The following is a 20548-nucleotide window of genomic DNA, read 5'->3' as shown; positions in this document are numbered from 1 at the left end:
TCCTTGAGTGAGCGAGGAAGCAAAAATCAAATGCTCGCCGGGCAGACCAATCGTAAGCAGCCGCGCAGTCGGCTTCGGCAGGCCGCTGGCTGCGTCCCCCTCGGGGGGCCCGGCGAAAGGAGACGGCACGAGTGCGCTCCAGGGGAGTACTCCAATCAAAAGGCCGCGGAGCAGGCCATGCTGGGGCCACCGCGGAGCGGGCTTGGCCCGGCCGCCAGTGGCGTCCCCCGGGGGGGAAGGCGCGACAGCGACTCAGGGGGGAGCTCATATACCAGCAGCAGCCTTAAGCGCCCGCTTCAAATCATCGATGAGGTCATCGGCATCTTCCAGGCCAATCGACAACCTGATGGTGCCCGGTCCAATGCCAGCGCCCGCCAGTGCGTCATCGCTCATTCGAAAATGGGTGGTACTGGCAGGGTGGATCACCAGGCTTCGGCAGTCGCCCACATTGGCCAGATGGCTGAATATCTTCAGCTGTTCTATGAAACGTTTGCCCTGGTCCCGGGAGCCTTTGATGTCGAAGCTGAAGACACTGCCCGCGCCTTTGGCTCCGTGCTTGAGCAGCCGTTCGGCCAACGCATGGCTGGGGTGTGAGGCCAGCATGGGGTGGCGCACACCTGAGACGAAGGGGTGCTCGGAGAGGAATTGAACAATTTTCTCGGTATTGGCCAGATGTTTTTCCATCCGTAGCGGAAGTGTTTCAATACCTTGCAGAATCAACCAGGCCGAATGCGGACTCAGGCAGGCTCCGAAATCGCGCAGGCCTTCGCGTCTGGCGCGCAGCAGAAACGCGCCCACAGTGCTTTCCTCGCTGAACACCATGTCATGAAAACCGTCATAGGGCGCTGTCAGCTCTGCAAATTTTCCGCTGGCGTCCCAGTCGAAGGAGCCACCGTCCACCACGATGCCGCCAATTACTGTGCCATGGCCGCTCAGGAATTTGGTGGCAGAGTGGTAGACCAGGTCGGCACCATGGTCCAGCGGTTTGAGCAGGTAGGGTGTGGTGAAGGTCGAATCCACCAAAAGTGGCACACCGGCTTCATGCGCTATGGCGGAAACGGTGGGGATATCCAGCACGTCGAGGCCAGGGTTTCCCACGGTCTCACCGAAGAAAAGCTTGGTATTGGGCCGAATGGCGGCGCGCCAACCGTCAATATCGCCCGGTTTGACGAATGTGGTCTCTATGCCGAAACGCCGCATCGTGTAGTGCAGAAGGTTCTGGCTGCCCCCATACAGCGCCGTGCTGGCCACAATATGGCTACCAGCGCCCATCAAGGTGGCGATGGTTAAATGCAGGGCAGCTTGGCCGCTGGACGTGGTGATCGCCCCTATGCCGCCCTCTAGCGCCGCGACGCGCTGCTCGAGTACGGCGTTGGTCGGGTTGCTGAGGCGGCTGTAAACGTGGCCCGAGCGCTCCAGGTTGAACAAAGCCGCAGCGTGGTCGCTGGACTCGAAGACGAAGGAAGTGGTGAGGTGGATCGGTACGGCGCGCGCGCCGGTAGCCGCATCGGGTGCGGCACCGGCGTGGATGGCCAGAGTATCGAAGCCGGGATCGGCGTAGCCGGACATGCAAAGCTCTCCTGCTGAAAATTGTTACCGGCCGCTGGTGGCCGTGCCCCATTGTGGGCTATATTTGTTTGGACACGATCATTGGTGCTGGAAGGAAAAGAGCATGAGAGTCAGCGATATCTTGCGCGTCAAGGGCAACGCCCTGTTTACGGTCACGCCCGACGAACCCCTGGCCAATGCAATCAGTGTGATGTCTGAGAAAGACATCGGCTCGCTGGTGGTCATGGAGCACGGAGACTTGGTGGGCATGCTGACGTTTCGTGAAATCATTCTGGCGTTGGCTAGAACCAACGGTCAACTGGGCGATGTGCCTGTGCGCACTACCATGGACGACCACCCGCTCACTTGCACGCTGGAGACCGACATGGACGAGGTCAGGCGCATGATGCTGGACCGCCATGCACGCTATATGCCTGTAATGGACAAGAAAATGTTGATGGGCGTCATCAGCTTCTATGACGTGGCCAAAGCCGTGGTGGACAGCCAGAATTTCGAAAATCAGATGCTCAAGGCTTACATCCGCGATTGGCCTGAGGACGAAGCGCGTCCCTGAGGTTCCACGGAAAGCGCCCTGTGCCTGGCCGGGGTGCCGCGACACGGGAGATAATCGCCACCTATGAGTGGCAATACCTTCGGCTCCCTTTTCGCAGTTACAAATTTTGGTGAATCCCATGGCCCTGCCATTGGGTGCGTCATAGATGGTTGTCCTCCCGGCATGGCGCTGGCGGAGAGCGATATCCAGCCTGACCTCGACCGACGCCGGCCCGGCACTTCGAAGTTTGTCACCCAGCGCAATGAGGCCGACACGGTGGAAATCCTCTCCGGTGTCTATGAAGGCCGAACTACGGGCACGCCCATCTGCCTGCTGATTCGCAATACCGACCAGCGCAGCAAGGATTACGGCGACATCGTCCAGACTTTCCGCCCCGGCCACGCGGACTACACCTACTGGCGCAAATACGGCATTCGGGACCCCAGGGGCGGTGGGCGCTCTTCTGCTCGCCTGACAGCGCCCACGGTAGCAGCCGGCGCTGTAGCTAAAAAGTGGCTTTACGAGAAGTACGGAACCATCTTTCGCGGTTGCATGACCCAGGTGGGGGAGTTGCCAATAGGTTTCGAAGACTGGGCGCACGTCGAGAGCAATCCATTTTTTGCTCCATTGGCCGATGTTTCCGCTATTGAGGACTACATGAATGTCCTTCGAAAATCCGGCGACTCTTGTGGCGCCCGGCTGCGTGTCATGGCTGAAAAAGTCCCCGTCGGCCTGGGAGAGCCCCTCTATGACCGGCTGGATGCGGACATTGGCAAGGCCATGATGGGTCTGAATGCCGTCAAAGGTGTCGAAATCGGAGACGGCTTTGCAAGTGTTGCTCACAAGGGCAGCATGCACGGCGATTCATTGACGGCCGGTGGTGGCTTTGCATCTAACCACGACGGTGGAGTGCTGGGCGGCATCAGTACCGGCCAGAATTTGGAAGTGGCCATTGCCATCAAGCCCACCAGTTCAATCCTGGTGCCGCGTGAGTCACTCAACACTTCCGGTCAGCCCGTCGACGTGATCACCAAAGGACGGCATGACCCTTGCGTCGGCATACGTGCCACCCCCATTGCACAGGCCTTGTTGGCCTTGGTTGTGATGGAGCACGCCCTGCGTCATCGTGCGCAATGCGGTGATGTACCGGTTCCTGCGGGCTTTGAGTAGGGCAGTATCTGACGGGGCTATCGTTCAAATGAAGCCCGATAACGATGGGGTCCTTCCCCCGGAAGGACAATGGGTGGAAGCCGCCGAGTACGGCATGCTCGTCGCTGGCGCGCGTACTACGCAGGTGGCTGCACTCGTGGTGATTGGGCTGATGTGCGCGCTGCTGTACCGTTATGTGCCGGGGTGGCAGCTTGCGTTGTGGGCCGCCGCCGTCTTGACCGCTTCGGTATTGCGTCATGAGTTTGGCCGCCGGTTCACTGAGTTGGAGTCGCAGGCCGTCCGCGCGCAGTTGGAATTTGCACGGCGTTACGCATGGGTCTGGTGGTTGTACGGCGCAGCGTGGGTGAGCAGCGCCTTGCTGCTGTTGGAACGCTTGCCTCCAAGACTGGAGGCCGTGTGCTGGATGCTGGTCGCAGGGGTGTGCGGGTCCGCAGTTCTGTGGATGTCTGCGCATTTGAAGACTGCACGCAGCTTCCTTTTCTCCACCATCACCTGCCTTGCCGCGAGCATTGTCTTGCACCATCTGTTTGATTGGCACGCCGTTCATAGCGAAGGCAGTTTTTGGTTTCCCGGCCTGCTGCTGATTTTCTTGTTGATGCTGCTGCCCGTGGCCAGCAAGCAGCACAGAATGTTTTCCAGCAGAGTCGATCTGAGTTATCAGAATGCGCGTCTGATCTATTCGCTGCGCCAGCAGGCAAGCGCCTTGCAAGAGGCCATGAGGTTCAAGGACAGATTCCTGGCGAGTGCAGCGCATGATTTGAAGCAACCGGTCAATGCGCTGGGTATCTATGCTGAGTGGTTGATGAAAGAGCCCGAGCTGAGCCCCGAACTCAGCCCCAAGATTCTCCGGGCAACGACGGCTGTGAATGCCTTGTTTGACTCGATGTTTGATTTCGTCAAGCTCGATGCAGGCCAAGTCAAGGTTGAGTTGCAGCAGGTAGATGTTCAGCGGCTGCTGTCAGACCTGGAAGCTCAGTTTCACCCTTTGGCTGCGGAGCGCAATCTGAGTCTGCGCATACGCCCGTCGCCTGTACAAACTCTACGGACCGATCCCGCCATACTGCAGCGTATTCTTGGAAACCTGCTCACCAACGCCTTGCGTTATACCCGCCAGGGTGGTGTCCTTCTGGCTGTGCGCAGAGAACCTCGGGCAGTGCGGTTCGAGGTGTGGGATACGGGTATCGGGATGCCGCCGGAAGAGCTGTCGCGCATATTTGGCGAGTTCTACAAGGTGGAGTCCGCTGGCACCGAAGAGGGCTTTGGACTGGGCCTGGCCATTGTTCAGCGCCTGACCAGCCTCTTGGGCTACGGCGTCAGTGTTCGCTCAAGACAACACCGGGGGTCGGTTTTTACCGTGCAAATCCCCCTTGGAGAGAGCGGCACATCGGATAGGCCGCCCACTCCCGTGGCTCGCTAGAAACCGAGCATGCCGTTCAGGCGCGCGTAGTGCAGGGTCTGCGTGCGGCTCTTGACTCCCAGGCGCCGGAACAGGCGCCACAGGTGCACCTTGACCGTATGCTCGCTGATACCCAGGCGTTCGGCGATGTCACGGTTGGAGAGCCCCTCATCCAGCATGAGAATGAGTTGGCGCTGCCGTTTGGTCAGCTTGGTGGGGTGCCCAGCCTCGCCGTCCTCTGATTCGCCGTCTTGCCCTTCGGGCTGCATCATGACCCGCAGAGTGGCAGCGATTTCACTGGCTCCGCTGGATTTCTCGATGTACACATCCGCGCCGGCCTCGCGGCACCATTCCTCAACGTCCGAAGCAGGAGTCGCGGAGATGACGGCCAAGGGAACGTCTGGATAGTTGGCCTTCAATACCTTGACGCCTGAAATCCCCACGGTGTCGGGTAATTTCAAATCAAGACAGAAGATCTCTGGTGCACCGCGCACTGCGACGGTTTGTTCCAGGTCGGAAAGTTGCGACAACTCCACTACTTCAGAGCCGGGTTTCACCCGACGCAACAGCATCACGATGGCATCGCGCATGAGCGGATGGTCGTCGATTACATAGATAGCCACAATGTACTCCCGAACAAGCTTTGTTCTATTTGGTGAGTCATTTTGGACTATCCGAATGCTGAAATTGTCAAATCGCTCAGTTCAAACACTATCAAAACCTCACAATTAGGTCGTATTTCACGGGTTTGTTTCATCAAGCAGACGTTTTAATGCATCAGTGATCATTGGAGTGGTCACTTGGCTCAAGGGTTCCAACACCGCTTCAAGTTCCTTCAAAGCAGCGGAGCCCTCGGTTTGCAAGCGTTTGACAGCCTGTCCGGCTTCGCGGGGGGATTCAAAACCGATGCTTTGCAGCAAGACTTGGCCGTTGGCTTGTGCAAACTTAAAGTAAAACCGGCCGTCTTTTTCGCGATATTGCTTGAACTGCGGCAACGCCTCTTTTTGCTGACTTTTGTGTTCAGTGTGCGATTTATTACTACCAAGCGGACGCAGGCCTACTGCGGAGCGAAGATCCCGCAGAAAAGGTGCGGCAGTGGTGCGAGCCTTTTCAGCGCCAGCGATCAAGATCGCCTGAACTTCAGCAGGGTGTTCAATAAGATGTTGGTAGCGCTCACGCATGGGCGCGATCTCGAGGTCAATGCGCTCAAACAACTGCTGCTTCGCGTCTGCCCAGCCAATGCCGTCCGCAAAGGCCTCTGCAAACGATTGGGTTTCTTTCTCACTGGCGAAAGCGCGGTAAATTGAAAAAAGCGCCGAACCTTCGATGTCCTTGGGCTCGCCCGGAGCCCTTGAATCCGTCACGATGCCCATGATTTGCTTGCGCATTTGCTCGCGTGGGCCGAACAAGGGAATGGTGTTGTCGTAGCTTTTGCTCATCTTGCGGCCATCCAGACCGGGCAGCAAGGCAACGTTATCGTCTATGGCTGCTTCGGGTAACACCAGATGCTCGCCATACAAATGGTTGAAGCGCTGCGCGATGTCACGCGCCATTTCGATGTGCTGAACCTGATCCCGGCCAACTGGTACGCGATGAGCCTTGAACATCAGGATGTCGGCCGCCATGAGCACCGGGTACATGAACAGGCCAGCAGTGACATCGAAATCCGCATCCTGGCCAGCGGCCTCGTTCTTGTCCAGTGCAGCTTTGTAGGCGTGCGCACGGTTCAGGATTCCCTTGCCGGTGACACAGGTGAGCAGCCACGTGAGCTCCGGAATCTCCGGGATGTCGCTCTGGCGATAGAAGGTGACTCTGTCAGGGTCCAGGCCTGCTGCCAACCAACTGGCTGCAATCTCGAGCGTTGAGCGCTGTATGCGGGCGGGCTCATCGCACTTGATAAGTGCATGGAAATCCGCCAGGAAATAGAAGTTTTCTGTCTCCGGCTGGCGGCTTGCGCGTACCGCAGGGCGTATGGCTCCCACATAGTTACCCAGGTGGGGGGTACCGGTCGTGGTGATGCCGGTGAGCGAGCGTACGAGTTTTTGAGCAGTCATGAAAAACGCAGAGAGAACTAGCGGAGCAGAGCAGCCAAGGGCGAGAGCACCAGATCAAGAAAACCGAAGGTCAGGGACATCAATGGGCGCATCCACAAATTGCTGATGACCCCAGCCACGACCAGTGCCATGACGATGAAGAAGCCCCAGGGCTCTATCCGGCTGAACGGAATGGCCAGTCTGGTGGGCAGCAGGCTGGTCATGACGCGACCACCGTCGAGTGGCGGCAGTGGGAAGAGGTTGAAGACGAACATAACCACGTTGACCAGCACGCCTGCGCGGCACATCTCCAGGAAAAAGCGCTCTTGCACGTCGGCACCACGTAGCAGGTAGAGGGCGATGCCCCACACAATGGCCTGAATCAGGTTGACGCCAGGACCGGCCAGAGCAACCCAGACGGAATCCCAACGCGGGTTTCTCAACCGGCCGAAATGCACGGGTACCGGCTTGGCATAACCGAACAGGAAGGCACCGCCGGTGGCTATGTAGAGAAACAGCGGCATGGCGATGGTGCCGATGGGGTCGATGTGTTTGAGCGGGTTCAGCGTGACCCTGCCCAACATGGCGGCCGTGTTGTCGCCGAAATAGCGCGCTACATAGCCATGGGCGGCTTCATGCACAGTAATGGCAAAAAGCACCGGAATGGCGTAGATGGCGATGGTTTGGATGATGTTGGCGATGTCCACAGTCGGATTGTCTCAGAGAGGCGTTGAAGGCGACGTATTCAGAAGGAAGCAGGAGAACCGGCTGAGTTGCGGCGTGAAAATTTCACCCCCCAGTGGCACTCAGGTTCAATCAGGGGTGCTCTGGCTTAAAAAAATGGGGGTGTGGCGAGCGTTAAAGACCCAGTTGCGCGAGATCTCCGCGCCCTTGGCGGAGAACCTCAGGGGGACTTTCGGTCAGATCAATCACTGTGGTCGGCTCCGAGGGGCAGCCGCCAGAGTCAATCACACCTGCAATTTGCTTCTCCAGACGATCTCGAATGGACTCCGGATCGTTCAAAGGATCCGTTTCGCCCGGCAGGATCAATGTGGTGGCCAGTAGCGGTCCGCCGTGCTGTTCAATGAGATCGAGCACGACCCGGTGCTCTGGCACTCGCAGCCCGATCGTCTTGCGTTGGGGGTGACTGAGCCGGCGCGGTACTTCCTTGCTGGCTTCGAGAACGAAAGTGAATGGTCCCGGTGTTCCCAGCTTCAGCAGGCGAAACTGTGTGTTGTCTACGCGGGCGTAGTTGGCCAGTTCGCTAAGGTCCCTGCAAATCAGCGAAAGCGGCTGTTTGTCGTCCAACGCCCGGATGCGCCTGAGCGATTCGGCTGCACTCTTGTCGTCGAGCTGGCAGACCAAGGCATAGCTGGAGTCTGTGGGAATGGCCAGGATGCCGCCTTGGCGGAGCAACTCTGCAGCCTGTTTGAGCAGTCGCGGCTGAGGGTTGGCAGGATGAACGCTGAAATACTGTGCCACTGTGAAGAGTCAATCAATGAATGCGATCGCGAAGCTGCGACCATACGGGTGTAAGGCCCGCGGGTAGGGGAGGGAGTTTGCCAAGATCGACATGGCTTTCCGTGGGGCTGTGAAAATCACTGCCACGCGAAGCGAGTAGATCCAGTTCACGCGCCAACTCGCCGTAGCGAATCGCCTCGGCCGAGGAGTGGCTCCCCGTGACCACTTCCACGCCTTGCCCGCCGTGCTGTTTGAATTCGGTAAACAGCGCATATTCGAGGGTAGGCGAGAGGTTGTAGCGCGCGGGATGGGCAATGACTGCAATTCCGCCGCCTTGTGTGATCCAGCGGACGGCGTCGCCCAGTTTTGCCCAGCGATGTTCCACGTATCCAGGCTTTCCTTCCGTAAGATACTTGCGAAACACCTCGGACGTGTCGCGGCATACGCCAGATTCCACCAGAAACCTGGCGAAATGCGTGCGTGAAACCAGTTTGGGGTTTCCCGCATATTTGAGAGCGCCTTCGTAGGCGCCGTGAATACCAACTTTGGCAAGTTGGTTGCTCATTTCCAGTGCACGCGGGCCCCTGCCATCGCGCGTATCTGCCAAGCCTTCCACCATTTGCGGGTCTGTGTGATCGAACCCAAGTCCGACCACATGCACAGTGACATCTGCAAACGTGACGGAAATTTCCACCCCGGTGAGGTATTTCATTCCCTGCGCCTGCGCGGCTTCGAGGGCTCGTTGCTGACCACCTAGTTCGTCGTGGTCGGTCAGCGCCCATAGTTCTACGCCGTTGGCTTTGGCCCGAGCGGCCAGAACTTCAGGTTCAAGCGTGCCGTCAGAGACGGTGGAGTGGCAATGGAGATCGGCGTTGATTGGTGCATTCACAGCCCCATTTTATGGGTCTGTGGGAATTCATGAACCCAGACTGCCTACAACGAGGCGGCAGACCTGTTTTCACAGGCCCCGCAAAGGCCAGTCTTTCTGCGGACCGCGCAGTTGCTCGAAGGCTTTTGCCATTTGCAGTACGCCCAGATCATCGAAGCGCTGGCCCGCGATCTGCAAGCCTATCGGCCACAGTTTGCCGTCGCCCGAAGCGGAGTCGGCGTATCCGCAGTTGACGGAGATGGCAGGTTGCTCGCCCATATTGAACGGCACGGTAAAACCTATGTGCTCCAGGCCGCGAAGCGGGTCATTGGTGGGAGATGCCCAATCAAATGGCGCGGGCCCAACGGGGGCTGTAGGAGACAGGACGTAATCAAAATCCTGTAGGGCCGCCTGGGTGGCCACGCGCGTGGCGTGCGTGGCATTGAAGGCGCGAAAGACATCCGGCCCGCTCATGGTTCGCGCACTCTCGGCCCAGTCACGGATCACAGGCAACACAGTGGCACGGGCTTCAGAGCTGAGCGCATCAATGTCCAGCATGGAGCGCATGCGCCAGAAATGATCCAGCCCTGACAGCAGCTCTGGTGTCATGATGGGTTTCAACAGCGTCACGATGGCGCCGTGCTCCTCAAACAGATGTGCCGCATGTTCAACGGCCGCGCGGATGGCAGGCTCGACAGGAAGACCGCAGCCAGCTTCCAGCCACAAGCCTATGCGTACGCCAGCCAGGGATTTGTCTTGCCTCCAGGCCAGTGACCAATCAATGGCTTGCGGGGGCAGTGCCATGCAGTCCCTTGAGTCCGGGCGGCTGAGCACTTGCATCAGCAAAGCAGCGTCGTCGACGGTTCGCGTCAAGGGGCCGGCGGCACGTCCCATGTAGGGCGGGTCGATCGGCACGCGGCCCAGGCTGGGCTTCAGACCGACGAGGCCGCACCAGCCTGCGGGCAGTCTGATCGAGCCACCTATATCGGTTCCCAGGTGCAGGGGGCCGTAATCGGCCGCGGCTGCCGTAGCTGCGCCCGCGCTGGAACCGCCAGGTGTGCGAGTGGTGTCCCAGGGGTTGCGTGCAATGGCGTGGTAGGTGGAGAGTCCTGAAGACAGCATGCCGTAGTCAGGCATGGTGGTCTTGCAGACGATGACCGCACCAGCTTCGCGCACCCTGGCCGCGGGCGGCGCGTCAGCGGGCGCGGGCAAAAGGGTTACCGCCTTGGTGCCCAGCGGCGTGGGGTCGCCCTGGGTTGCAATGTTGTCCTTGATGGTGATTGGCACCCCATCCAAGGCGCCACAAGGCTCTCCCTTGAGCCATCGCGCCTCCGCAGCTCGAGCCTGCGCCAAGGCAGCCTCAGGCCGCAGAAGATAAGTGGCCGCAAGATGCGGTTCCCAGCGTTCGATTTGCCCGAGCACGGACTGCGTCACTTCCACCGGGGAAAATTCGCCGGCCTTGTAGCCTGCAATCAGTTCGTGCGCAGAAAGTTCATGCAAAGCCATGGCTGACAAGCTCCTGATCTTTCAAGTCCAGCCAAGCGCTGCCAAATCGTTGACGAACACGGGCATGTCTGTCCATAGGCCTGTCAGGCGGCGGTTCGCCACCGTCAGCCATTGAGGCTGGTAGAGCCAGGCCAGGGCGGCGTCGTCGGCCAGCATCTTCTGGGCTTCGCCCAACAGCTTGTTGCGCTCGGCCACATTGGGAGTGGTCTTGATCTTGTCGAACAGCGCGTTGAACTTTGGATTGTTGTAGCCCCAGTAGTAGTCCGGCTTGGTGAAGTTGACCAGATCGAACGGTTCCACGTGGCTGATGATGGTCATGTCGTAATTGTGTGCCCCGCCATAGGTATTGGAGAGCCACTGGGCCCATTCCACGTTCTGTACCTTGGCAATGATGCCGACTTTAGCCAACTGAGCCACGATCACTTCGCCACCCTGACGTGCATAGGGCGGAGGGGGCAAGACCAGGCTCAGTTCCAGCGGCGTGGTGATGCCTGCTTCTTTCAGCAAGGCGCGGGCTTTGTCGGGATCGTAGGCGTTGACTTGCGTGGTGTCGACATAGCCGGCGGCGCCGGGCACGTAGTGGCTTCCTATGGCTATCCCAAGACCGTCACCGGCGCCGGAAATGACTGCCTTGCGGTCGATGGCTGCCGCAATGGCGCGCCGAACACGGACGTCGTTCAGGGGCTTTTTTGCGTTGTTGATGGCCAGCACGGTCTTGGCTCGCGAGCCGCTGACGATGGTTTGCAGGCGAGAATTGGCCTTGAACTGAGACGCGCCGCGAGGAGTCACGCGCACAAATGCGTCCACGTCGCCTGAAAGCACAGAAGCCACTTGAGCCGCAGGGTCGCTGATAAAGCGGAACGTGGCGCGCTTGATCCGCACAGCACCGGGCGCTCGGTACGTAGAGGATGCGCGCAGGATGATTGAAGACCCCTTGCTCCAACGCTCCAGTGCGTAGGGGCCCGTGCCCACAGGGGTGGCGTTATTGGTGTTGGCGCTCTTGGGCTCGACGATGACCGATGTGGCCTGGCCCATGTAGAACAGGAAGTCCGGGTCGGGCTCCTTGTTGATGATGACCAAAGTGTGTTCATCCACGACGCGGACACTTTCCATGGAAGCGAAAGTGCGTTTGTCCTTGTTCGTACTCTTTTCAGCGCCTGCTCGTTCAAAGCTGAATTTCACTGCAGAGGCGTTGAAGGGCTCGCCATTGCTGAACTTCACTCCTTTGCGCAGGAAGAATGTGTAGGTGCGCAGATCGGGGGACACTTCCCACCGTTCGGCCAGCAGGGGCGTGACGCTGCCATTGGCGTTGATCTTGGTGAGCGTTTCCAGAATGTTGTATTGCACGATCTCCGCAATGGCCGAAGCTGCACCTGCAGTGGGGTCCAGCCCTGGCGGCTCAAGCGTGATGCCCATCACCACGGCATTCTTGCGTTCTTGTGCGAGGGCCGGTTGCCCCACAAGCGCAGCAGCGGCGGGAATGGACAAGGCAAATGCGCGGCGTTTCATTTTCTAGAGTCTCCAGGTCGTGAGCTTGAGGGCGCATCGTAGCTCAGGAGGATCAGCGGGGCCAATTTCCGTGCTTGCCGGTCTCAGAGGCTTTCAGACTCTCTGGGGTTTGTAGGCCACTGGGCTGCTGCCAGACGGGGTACAGACTCCAGCAAGGTGCGCGTGTAGGCGTGACTTGGTTGCGTTAACACCTGCCGTACTGGCCCCTGCTCGACGATCAGCCCGTCCTTCATCACGGCCACGTCGGCGCATAGGTGGCTTACCACCGCCAAATCATGGCTGATGAAGAGAAAAGTCATGCCTTGCTTGTCTCGCAGGTCGGCCATCAGGTTGAGCACCTGCGCTTGCACGGAGACGTCCAGCGCGCTCACGGCTTCGTCGGCAATGATCAGTTTGGGCCGCGTCACAATCGCGCGGGCAATGGCAATGCGCTGTCGCTGGCCGCCAGAAAACTGATGCGGATAGTGGTCAAGCATATCTGCGCGCAGTCCGACAGATTCGAGCACAACCGCAGCTTGTTTGCGTTGCTCCGCATGAGACAGCCGCTCTGTGGCGAACATGGGCTCCATGACGGTCTTCCACACCGGTACACGAGGGTCCAGAGACCCGTAAGGGTCCTGGAAGATCATCTGGAAGTCGCGCCGGGCAAGGCGCAGATCGGCCGCAGACAGGGCATTCAGATCTCGTCCTTCAAAGCGTACTGATCCGCTTGTAGGCCGCTCAAGTGCCATCGCCAGGCGGGCCAGTGTGCTTTTGCCAGAGCCTGACTCTCCTACGATACCCATGCTGCGGCCGGCCCGTATGCTCAGCGTGACACCTCGCAGTGCGTGCACGGAACGTGCCGGCCTGAACAGCGACTCCCTCGGCAGTACATAACTGCGAGTGAGGTCGGTGAGTTCAAGCAGACTGGGGGAGTTGTCCATGTCCGCCATCAAAATGGTTTCCCGTGAAAGAGTTCGGGGCGATCGCTTCAGGAACGCCACAGCGCACGTGATGACTGCTTGCCAGCGTGATCTCGGGAGGAATGGCTACATGGCAGGCAGATTGTGCGAACGCGCATCGAGTAGAGAAAGGGCAACCTGCTGGCATGTGCAAGAGGTCGGGTACGGAGCCCGGTATCGTAGGCAGGCGATCACTGCGGTGAGCGATCAGCCGGTGGGCAAGGCTGGGACGAGAGGCCAGCAATCCACGCGTGTAAGGGTGAGCGGGGCGGGCAAAGATGTCTGATGTCGAGCCGTTCTCGACCACATGGCCCCCATACATCACCAGCACTCGCTGGACGTTCTGTGCAATGACTCCCAGATCATGGGAGATCAGGATGAGCGACATCCCTCGCTCAGTGACCAGGTCTGCAATCAATTGCAGGACCTGCTTTTGCACGGTCACGTCCAATGCCGTGGTGGGCTCGTCGGCAATCAGCACTTCAGGGTCTGCTGCCAAAGCCATGGCGATCATGATGCGCTGACGCTGACCGCCAGAGAACTGGTGCGGGAAACTGTCCACGCGCCTGGCGGGGTCAGCAATGCCCACGCGTTCCAGCAGCTCGATGGTCTTGCGCTGAGCGGCCTCTGCGCTCATGTCCAGGTGCAGGCGCATGGGCTCGGCAATCTGCTGACCAATGCGGTGAACTGGGTTGAGCGCCGTCATTGGTTCCTGGAAGATCATGGCCATGCGTCGACCACGCACTTCGCGCCACGAACGATCACGCAATCCCAGCAGTTCTTGGCCGTGCAGCCGAATGCTGCCGGTGGCCGTACCGTTGCCGGGGAGCAGGCCCATCAAGGCCAGGGCAGTCATGGATTTCCCGCAACCTGATTCGCCCACCAACCCCAGCGTTTCGCCGCGATCGAGCGTAAAGCTCATGTCGCGCACCGCCGTCACGCTGCCTCGGTGGGTGCTCAGGTCGACACGAAGGCGATGGGCTTCGAGTAAGGGCATCAGGTATTTTCTTAGGGTGCGCTTGGTCGCGTTGGGCGTGATCGGAGGACGTGTTTATTATTGCGTTGTGAGGCGTTTTTCAGTGGCCACCAGGTGAACTTATGACACGCTATGTGAGCCGACGATCGAGCAGGTCGCGCAAACCATCGCCCATCAAGTTGAGTCCCAATACCGCAAGGGCAATCGCCAGCCCAGGCCACACAGCCAGCATCGGAGCCTGGAACATCAAAGTCTGTGCCTCAGCCAGCATCCGGCCCCAGCTGGGCTGCGGCGGCTGGGTGCCCAAGCCCAGATAGGACAGGGCTGCCTCGGCGAGGATGGCAATAGCAAAGCGTATCGTCACCTGCACGATCAGCACGGGCAGGATATTGGGCAGCACGTGCTGCCAGGTGATGGACCAGCTGCCCTTGCCGCAGGCGCGTGCGGCCAGCACATAGTCCCGGCTCCAGATGGAGTTGGCGGAAGCGCGAGTGATGCGCGCAAAAGTTGGAATGTTGTAGATGCCTATGGCGATGATGGCGTTGACAATCCCTGGGCCATACACCGCCGTCAGCATGATGGCGGTGAGGATGGCGGGAAATGCCATGCCGAAGTCGGAAACGCGCATGATCAGCTCTTCCATCCAGCCACGCCGCGCCGATGCCAGCAAGCCAAGAGCGGTGCCCACCACCAGGCCTATGCCCACGGCGATCACGCCCACCAGTATTGAAGCGCGGGCGCCTACCAGCAACAGCGAACTGACGTCGCGCCCGAATGCATCGGTGCCCAGCCAATGTTGGCCGCTTGGCGCAAGGAGTTTGGCGTCCATGTTCACTTCAAAGACGGAATAGGGCGTCCAGAAATAGGAAACCAGGGCCGCCAACAACAGGCAAAGAGCCAATACGCCGCCAATGACGAATCCAGGGTGACTGCGGGCCCGCAGCCAGAAACCAGGTACGGCGCTAGCAAACGGGGGGTTCATGGCGCTCATATTTCCTGGCCCCTGACGCGCGGATCGATCCGGGCATAGAGCAGATCGACAAAGAAATTCACCACCACCACCATGGCCGCCAGCAGCATGACGCAGTTGCGCACCACAATCAGGTCACGGTTGGCGATGCTTTGAAAAATAAGGCGGCCAAGGCCCGGCAGGTAGAACACGCTCTCGACCACGATGGTGCCCGCAAGCAACTCCGAAAACTGCATGCCCATGACCGTGATCACCGGGATCAGGGCATTGCGCAGCACATGGCCCCAGAGTGTGGCCCGGTGAGACAGCCCCTTGGCACGGGCGGTACGAACAAAATCTTCGCGCAAGACTTCCAGCACTGCAGAGCGGCAAAAGCGGGCCAGTATGGCCGCTTGCACCACTGCCAGAGCGATGGCCGGAAGAATCAGTGCCTTCAGGCCTTCCCACAGACCGGGCCAAAAGCCGTCTTCAAAATACCAGCCATCGAAGCCGCCGGCCGAAAACCACTGCAACTTCACCGAAAAAAGCAGGATCAGCAGAATGGCGAACCAGAAATTGGGAATAGCTATGCCGATCTGCGCCACCGTCATGAGCCCGACATCCCCCGCCCGGTTATGGTTGGCAGCCGCATAAATGCCTACCACCAGAGCGAGCACGGTGGTCAGCAACATGGCCATCAGCGCCAAAGGCACCGTCAGCGCAAGCCGCTCTGCAATCAATTCGGAAACTGGTGATCCGTAGACATAGGACTGGCCCATGTCGCCGCGAACCAATCCACCCAGCCATTGGAAATAGCGCTGCATTGCAGGTTGGTCAAGGCCCAGCTCCAGTGCCTTGGCGTGTACCGCGGAGGGGTCGGCGTCCGGGCCCATGAGCACCTGAGCGGCATTTCCGGGCAGAATTTCAAGTACGGAGAACACGATGACCGAGGTGGCCGCCAGGGTGGCGATCAGGGTCAGGACGCGTTTGAAGAGAAAGTAACTCATCGTTGCGCGGCATTATCAACACAAAAGGTAGCGGCTTTGCGGAGACTTATGAGCGCAAAGGCCGCGCGAGGCGGATAATTCACACATGAAACCCGAAAGGTCCGCCGGAGTCGCTTTATGGCACTGATGATCACTGACGAATGCATCAACTGCGACGTCTGCGAGCCAGAGTGCCCGAATGATGCGATTTCCATGGGGCAGGAGTTCTACGTTATAGAGCCCTCCAAGTGCACGGAATGCGTGGGTCACTTTGATGAACCGCAATGCGTACAGGTTTGCCCGGTCGAATGCATTCCCTTGAATCCCGAATGGTCTGAAGATAAAGAGACCTTGTGGGAGAAATATAGGCGCTTGCAGGCCGCTGAGAAAGCGAGCTGAAAGCCCCGGTTTTCACGCCTGCTTGGCCCCGTCGCTCCCAGCACCAGGATTTTCCTTTCGCGGAGGTTTCTCACGGGGCGGCTTTGAGGTGTGAATTTGCACTGTAGCCCGTTCCATATCGCCTGTGGCCATCATAGGCAAAGCTATGGCAGACCGAGCGACCGCTTCTTCAATCGCCGCAAGCTCTTCTGAAGGCGGTTTTTTAAGCACCCATCCCACAACCTGAGACTTGTCTCCGGGATGGCCCACGCCCAGGCGAAGCCGCCAGTAGTCCGAGGAACCCAATTGGGCATGGATATCGCGCAGCCCGTTATGGCCAGCATGCCCTCCGCCTTTTTTCAGCTTGGCTTGTCCTGGCGGCAGGTCCAGTTCGTCATGAACGACCAGAATCTCTTCTGGTGCGATTTTGTAGAAACGCGCCAGTGCTGCCACCGATTTGCCAGACAAATTCATGAAAGTCTGGGGTTCCAGCAGCCAAATGGTGCGCCCTTGTACGTTCACACGTGCCATTTTTCCGTGGTAGCCACGCTCCATCACCAGGTTGACGCCTAGTGCGCGTGCTACGGCGTCAATCCACCAAAACCCGGCGTTATGCCGGGTATCTTCATACTCAGGGCCCGGATTGCCGAGGCCTACGAACAGCTTGATCATGTGGTGATTATCGGGCGAGGAATGAGCCGTGGCCGTTGGGTGGCACTATTGCAATGCGATACCTGCGTGAGCGGACTGCCCAGCGAGCCCCGGTGGCTACGCACCCTCCATGGAGTGGTTCGGCAAGGCTGCGCCTCTGCGCCACTGCCCAGGTGTCTCGCCCGTCCAGCGCTTGAAGGCGCGCTGGAAAGCGCTCTGTTCCGAGAAGCCGAGAAGAAATGCGATATCTACCAGGGAAAGCCGCGTGTCGCGTATATAGCTGAGCGCCATTGCCTGGCGCAAGTCATCGACAAAGGAGCGAAAGCTCAGATCGTGTTGTGCGAGCAGTGCTTTGAAGTGGTCGGGCGTGACGCCTATGGCGGCGGCGATCCTGTTTGGTTCGGGGCCTCCACTCCGGAACGCATCCAGAGTGGCGCGGCGGGCGAGCTCCAGCCAAGCTGGCTCGAATGCGCTGGCGAGTTGTCGCATCAGCTTGGCACACAGGTCTTCCATCATCCGCCGCACCTGCGGATCGGCGTGTGGCAGCGGCAGGCTGGCGATGCGGGCATCAAAGGCGATGGCCTGTGTGTCCTCGCCAAAGCGCAGCGGGCAACGAAACAGGGCTTCATATTCCGCGAGATCATCCGGTTGCGGATAGCGAAACGACGCCCAGAGGGGGGTGGCGTCCTCCCGGTTTGTGATCCAGCGGCCAAAGGTGACGGCAATCGCGTGCTGTAGGTCTTCGCAGATGCGCCCTAGTGGCGCATTGCCGGGCAGGTTGCTGTGGATGGTTCGCACGAATTCGTCACCGCGTTGCTCGATGACGTTGCGGCAGGCATCTATGCTGAGAGCCGAGTAGCGCGCCGACTGCCGCGCCAGATCCAGTGCGTCGGTGCAATTCATGAGCGCATAGCCGTGCGAGCCGAGATGGCCGGGCCGGATTGAGGCACCCAGGTGCAGGCCTAGCGAGGGGTCGCAAAGCAGCTCTGCCGCCGCATCGCACAGCGCGCGAAACACGTCAAAAGGTACGCGGCCGTTGGCATCGCCTCGCGCGGCGGAAGTCGGCAGGCCTGCTCGCGCCAGGAGCACAGGCATGGCCAAACCTTTGCGCTCGGTGTAGTCAGCCAGCAGTTGAAAGAAGTGCACCGCCACAGAAAACCCCTCACCGGGTGGTGCCGGTTGGTGCGGTGGGGAGTGGTTTGCGAGGTTGTCCATGGGAAGTTCAGTCAATTTTCCCGCAGATTGGTCAATACGCCCCGCTCGCTTCCACCTAGATTAGGGCCACAAGGATATGAGGAGACATGCATGCCACTTGGCTATACGCCCGAACCTACGGGACCTCTCGACCGGCTCTACCGCAGCATCTCACGTTATGCCTCGCACCGGATGGCTGGTGGGGCCGACCGCCAGGCTACGGCCGAGGCATTGCAGGGCTTCCGCCGCGCGCAGCGACTGGCCTATGACGCTGTTGAGCATGTGGCGGCCCAACTGTTGCCGGGGATGACCGAGCGCGAGGCGGCCAGCCTGCTTGCCGATTACCTGCGAGAGCGCGGCACCGAACGCTTCCTGCACCGCCCATTTGCGTGGTTTGGCGATCATTCGCGGTTCGACGGGTATTCGGGCTATGGCGACTACCACCCCAGTGACAGGCCGCTGGAGCAGGGTGCAGCAGCCATCCTGGATGTATCACCCATCCTCGACGGTTACATCGGGGATGTGGGCTATGCGGTGTCTGTTGGGCCGAATTCCGAGCTGGAGAAGGCGCGTGAATTCATGTTGGTCTTGCGTAGCGAGATTCCTGCGATGTTCGCCAGCGCGATGACACCGGCTGAGATCTGGCACGCGGTGAATAGGCGCATTACCGGTGCCGGTTATGACACCGTCCATGCCAAGTACCCGCACTGTGTGCTGGGCCACCGGGTTTTCCGGATGAAGGTGCGCAAGGGAAGCTCGGCCCGGGTGGGTTTTCGCGCCTTCGGCTGGTTTTCGCTGGACACGAATCTCGCATTTCTACGGCTTGGGCCGTCGGCCGCGCTCTCGCCCGAACACATCGGACGCAAGCTGGGGTTGTGGGCAATCGAGCCGCACATTGGCTGGCCGGGTGGGGGATGCAAGTTCGAGGAGATCCTGGTTGTCGAGGAAAAGCGGTGCTACTGGCTTGACGATGACGTACCGCATGTGCGAAATGGCAAGAGGGGCGCGCCATGAAGAAAGCAGGCATCTTCGCCATCGCCGCCATAACAGCCATTGCCGCTTGGTGGGTGGCTGCCGCCCCGGCGCCGCACCATTCGCCCACGGTGGCGCTGACCATCGACGGCGAGGCTGAGCGCGCAGCGCTCGCCGTAGACAGGTCCGCCGACTTCGACTCGGGGCTGGAAGTGCTGGAAGCCACCGTCCCGGGATACGACGACGTCGTGTTCCTCGACCAAGGCCAACGCTGGCTGTTGTCTGCGATGGACGGGCGCATCTGGTCATACGACCCGGTGGCCCGCAAGGCAGAGCCGTTTGTCGACCCGCCCCTGATGGCCGCCGGCCTGCATGAGTCGCCCACAGAACACGACACGGTGTACTTCTGCGCTTCGCGGCTGTGGGGGAGAACCTATCCAGAAGGCGAGCGCGTCGGCCTGTATCGCCTCTCGGTGTCGACAAGGAAGATCGAGCCGCTGGTGCTGGATGTGCCAGACACGGTCATCGACGGCCAGAGAGCCTGGGGTCTTGCCGATGCCGGCGCGCCGCAGTCCGTACGTGGTGTTGCAAGTGGCAAGCAACGCCCGCTCGCCTTCTGCAACGATCTGGAGGTGTCGGCCGACGGCAAGCGCATTTACTTCTCGGAGCCTTTCGCGTACGCAGGCGCTTCCATGGGCGGAGGGGCCGTGCCTGAGGCGGTGGCCTTTCGCGGCAACGGCCGGATCTGGATGCACGAGGTCGTCACGGGGCAAACGCGCTTGGTTGCGCAGGGCATGCATTTCCCAGACGGACTGCTGGTGGACCTCCATCCCAGTCAAGACCAGGAGCAGGCTATCCTCACGAGCCTGACGACCGGCTTTCAGATCGCACGTGTCCACGTGAGTGGACCGAAAGCAGGGCGCATCGAGCTTGTGCAAAACGGCCTCGCGGGAATGTGTGACGGCATGGATCGTGACGCCGCGGGCCGCATCTGGTGCGCTATGTATGCTCAGCGCTCGCCCCTCATGACCTGGTTGCATGGCAAGCCTTGGGCCAAGGAGGTGCTGTTACGTCTGCCCCTCAACTTGATGCCACAGCCCAAGACCACCGGCGTGCTGGTGCTGAGCCCCGACGCCGCCGAACCGCTGTATAGCGCTTGGTACACCGGCGCCAAGCTCGTGCACAACGCCTCAGCCTTGCCGGGGCCTGACGGTTACGTCTACATGGCGCCGTTCTCAAGCAAGCAACGAGGGATTGTGCGCATTAAGAACCCTCTACGGGATCCGTAGCATGGCTCTGCGCTCCTTAGCGCACCGCGTTAAGAGGTACTTGCAGATCGGCGCTCCGGAGAACCGCGTAAGTAGAGCTTGTGGCGCGTCGTCTTGAGGCAGCCGGATTCAAGGGCGAACGGGCAGACGTTTCTGCCCGGCTGATGCGAGAGGGGAATGGCAACCGGT

Annotated in this window: 20 protein-coding genes; 6 read left to right on the top strand and 14 right to left on the bottom strand. The window is 59.9% G+C overall.

Translation table 11 applies throughout. The annotated features are described in order from the left end of the window. Positions 1-264: 264 nt before the first annotated feature. Entirely contained in the window at positions 265-1569 is a 1305-nt protein-coding gene (locus tag ABIE13_RS04675; RefSeq protein WP_354441604.1) for an O-acetylhomoserine aminocarboxypropyltransferase, read from the bottom strand. Between the two features lie 103 nt (positions 1570-1672). Here ABIE13_RS04675 and ABIE13_RS04670 point away from each other — a divergent pair, with 103 nt between their 5' ends. The 3 genes from ABIE13_RS04670 (at position 1673) to ABIE13_RS04660 (ending at position 4688) form a co-directional block, all read left to right on the top strand. Next, positions 1673-2122 (top strand): CBS domain-containing protein, encoded by a 450-nt coding sequence (locus ABIE13_RS04670; RefSeq protein WP_354441602.1) that lies wholly within the window; start codon positions 1673-1675, stop codon positions 2120-2122. Between the two features lie 63 nt (positions 2123-2185). Further along, positions 2186-3271: a chorismate synthase gene (gene aroC / locus ABIE13_RS04665; protein ID WP_354441600.1), complete on the top strand. Its 1086-nt coding sequence runs from the start codon at positions 2186-2188 to the stop codon at positions 3269-3271. 28 nt (positions 3272-3299) lie between these two features. Continuing rightward, complete coding sequence (locus ABIE13_RS04660) at positions 3300-4688, top strand: sensor histidine kinase (RefSeq protein ID WP_354441598.1); 1389 nt, start codon at positions 3300-3302, stop codon at positions 4686-4688. Here the strand turns inward: ABIE13_RS04660 and ABIE13_RS04655 are convergent. From ABIE13_RS04655 to ABIE13_RS04605, 11 genes are all read right to left on the bottom strand, one after another. Next, positions 4685-5290, bottom strand: coding sequence for a response regulator transcription factor (locus ABIE13_RS04655; RefSeq protein ID WP_354441596.1), 606 nt, complete (start codon positions 5288-5290; stop codon positions 4685-4687). The genes ABIE13_RS04660 and ABIE13_RS04655 overlap by 4 nt on opposite strands. 117 nt (positions 5291-5407) lie before the next feature. Beyond that, on the bottom strand, positions 5408-6721 hold the full coding sequence (locus ABIE13_RS04650) for a tryptophan--tRNA ligase (RefSeq protein WP_354441594.1): 1314 nt from the start codon (positions 6719-6721) through the stop codon (positions 5408-5410). Between the two features lie 17 nt (positions 6722-6738). Then, positions 6739-7407, bottom strand: coding sequence for a site-2 protease family protein (locus tag ABIE13_RS04645; RefSeq protein WP_354441592.1), 669 nt, complete (start codon positions 7405-7407; stop codon positions 6739-6741). 151 nt (positions 7408-7558) lie between these two features. Continuing rightward, positions 7559-8182, bottom strand: a complete 624-nt coding sequence (locus ABIE13_RS04640; protein ID WP_354441590.1) for an L-threonylcarbamoyladenylate synthase — start codon at positions 8180-8182, stop codon at positions 7559-7561. Positions 8183-8195: 13 nt separating this feature from the next. Further along, the gene (locus ABIE13_RS04635; RefSeq protein WP_354441588.1) at positions 8196-9050 is read right to left on the bottom strand and encodes a 3',5'-nucleoside bisphosphate phosphatase; all 855 of its coding nucleotides are present in this window, start codon (positions 9048-9050) and stop codon (positions 8196-8198) included. A 69-nt stretch (positions 9051-9119) separates the two neighbouring features. After that, positions 9120-10535 (bottom strand): amidase, encoded by a 1416-nt coding sequence (locus tag ABIE13_RS04630; protein WP_354441586.1) that lies wholly within the window; start codon positions 10533-10535, stop codon positions 9120-9122. Positions 10536-10556: 21 nt separating this feature from the next. Then, positions 10557-12044, bottom strand: coding sequence for an ABC transporter substrate-binding protein (locus tag ABIE13_RS04625; protein WP_354441584.1), 1488 nt, complete (start codon positions 12042-12044; stop codon positions 10557-10559). An 83-nt stretch (positions 12045-12127) separates the two neighbouring features. Next, positions 12128-12976: an ATP-binding cassette domain-containing protein gene (locus ABIE13_RS04620; protein WP_354441582.1), complete on the bottom strand. Its 849-nt coding sequence runs from the start codon at positions 12974-12976 to the stop codon at positions 12128-12130. Further along, a complete protein-coding gene (locus ABIE13_RS04615) occupies positions 12942-13982 on the bottom strand; it encodes an ABC transporter ATP-binding protein (protein ID WP_354441580.1) in 1041 nt (346 codons plus the stop codon). Before ABIE13_RS04615 ends, ABIE13_RS04620 begins: the two co-directional genes overlap by 35 nt. Before the next feature lie 109 nt (positions 13983-14091). Then, a complete protein-coding gene (locus ABIE13_RS04610) occupies positions 14092-14952 on the bottom strand; it encodes an ABC transporter permease (protein ID WP_354441578.1) in 861 nt (286 codons plus the stop codon). Then, positions 14949-15917, bottom strand: a complete 969-nt coding sequence (locus ABIE13_RS04605; RefSeq protein WP_354441576.1) for an ABC transporter permease — start codon at positions 15915-15917, stop codon at positions 14949-14951. The genes ABIE13_RS04610 and ABIE13_RS04605 overlap by 4 nt, the downstream gene beginning before the upstream one ends. A gap of 117 nt (positions 15918-16034) precedes the next feature. Between ABIE13_RS04605 and ABIE13_RS04600 the strand changes: the two genes are divergently transcribed. Continuing rightward, positions 16035-16295, top strand: coding sequence for a YfhL family 4Fe-4S dicluster ferredoxin (locus ABIE13_RS04600; protein WP_354441574.1), 261 nt, complete (start codon positions 16035-16037; stop codon positions 16293-16295). 12 nt (positions 16296-16307) lie between these two features. On the opposite strand, the gene pth is transcribed toward ABIE13_RS04600, so the two are convergent. Together pth and ABIE13_RS04590 are read right to left on the bottom strand one after the other, a co-directional pair. Next, the gene (gene pth, locus ABIE13_RS04595) at positions 16308-16946 is read right to left on the bottom strand and encodes an aminoacyl-tRNA hydrolase (protein ID WP_354441572.1); all 639 of its coding nucleotides are present in this window, start codon (positions 16944-16946) and stop codon (positions 16308-16310) included. Between the two features lie 96 nt (positions 16947-17042). Beyond that, positions 17043-18140: an AraC family transcriptional regulator gene (locus ABIE13_RS04590; RefSeq protein ID WP_354441570.1), complete on the bottom strand. Its 1098-nt coding sequence runs from the start codon at positions 18138-18140 to the stop codon at positions 17043-17045. A gap of 90 nt (positions 18141-18230) precedes the next feature. Here ABIE13_RS04590 and ABIE13_RS04585 point away from each other — a divergent pair, with 90 nt between their 5' ends. Both ABIE13_RS04585 and ABIE13_RS04580 read left to right on the top strand, forming a co-directional pair. Beyond that, positions 18231-19133 (top strand): M24 family metallopeptidase, encoded by a 903-nt coding sequence (locus tag ABIE13_RS04585; RefSeq protein ID WP_354441568.1) that lies wholly within the window; start codon positions 18231-18233, stop codon positions 19131-19133. Then, positions 19130-20380 (top strand): SMP-30/gluconolactonase/LRE family protein, encoded by a 1251-nt coding sequence (locus tag ABIE13_RS04580; RefSeq protein WP_354441567.1) that lies wholly within the window; start codon positions 19130-19132, stop codon positions 20378-20380. The genes ABIE13_RS04585 and ABIE13_RS04580 overlap by 4 nt, the downstream gene beginning before the upstream one ends. Positions 20381-20548 lie beyond the last annotated feature (168 nt).

This window comes from Ottowia thiooxydans (genome assembly GCF_040548795.1).
Taxonomy (GTDB): Bacteria; Pseudomonadota; Gammaproteobacteria; order Burkholderiales; family Burkholderiaceae_C; genus Ottowia; species Ottowia thiooxydans_A.
The sequence above is the reverse complement of the archived record's forward strand: the minus strand, read 5'-3'. Positions and strand labels throughout refer to the sequence as shown.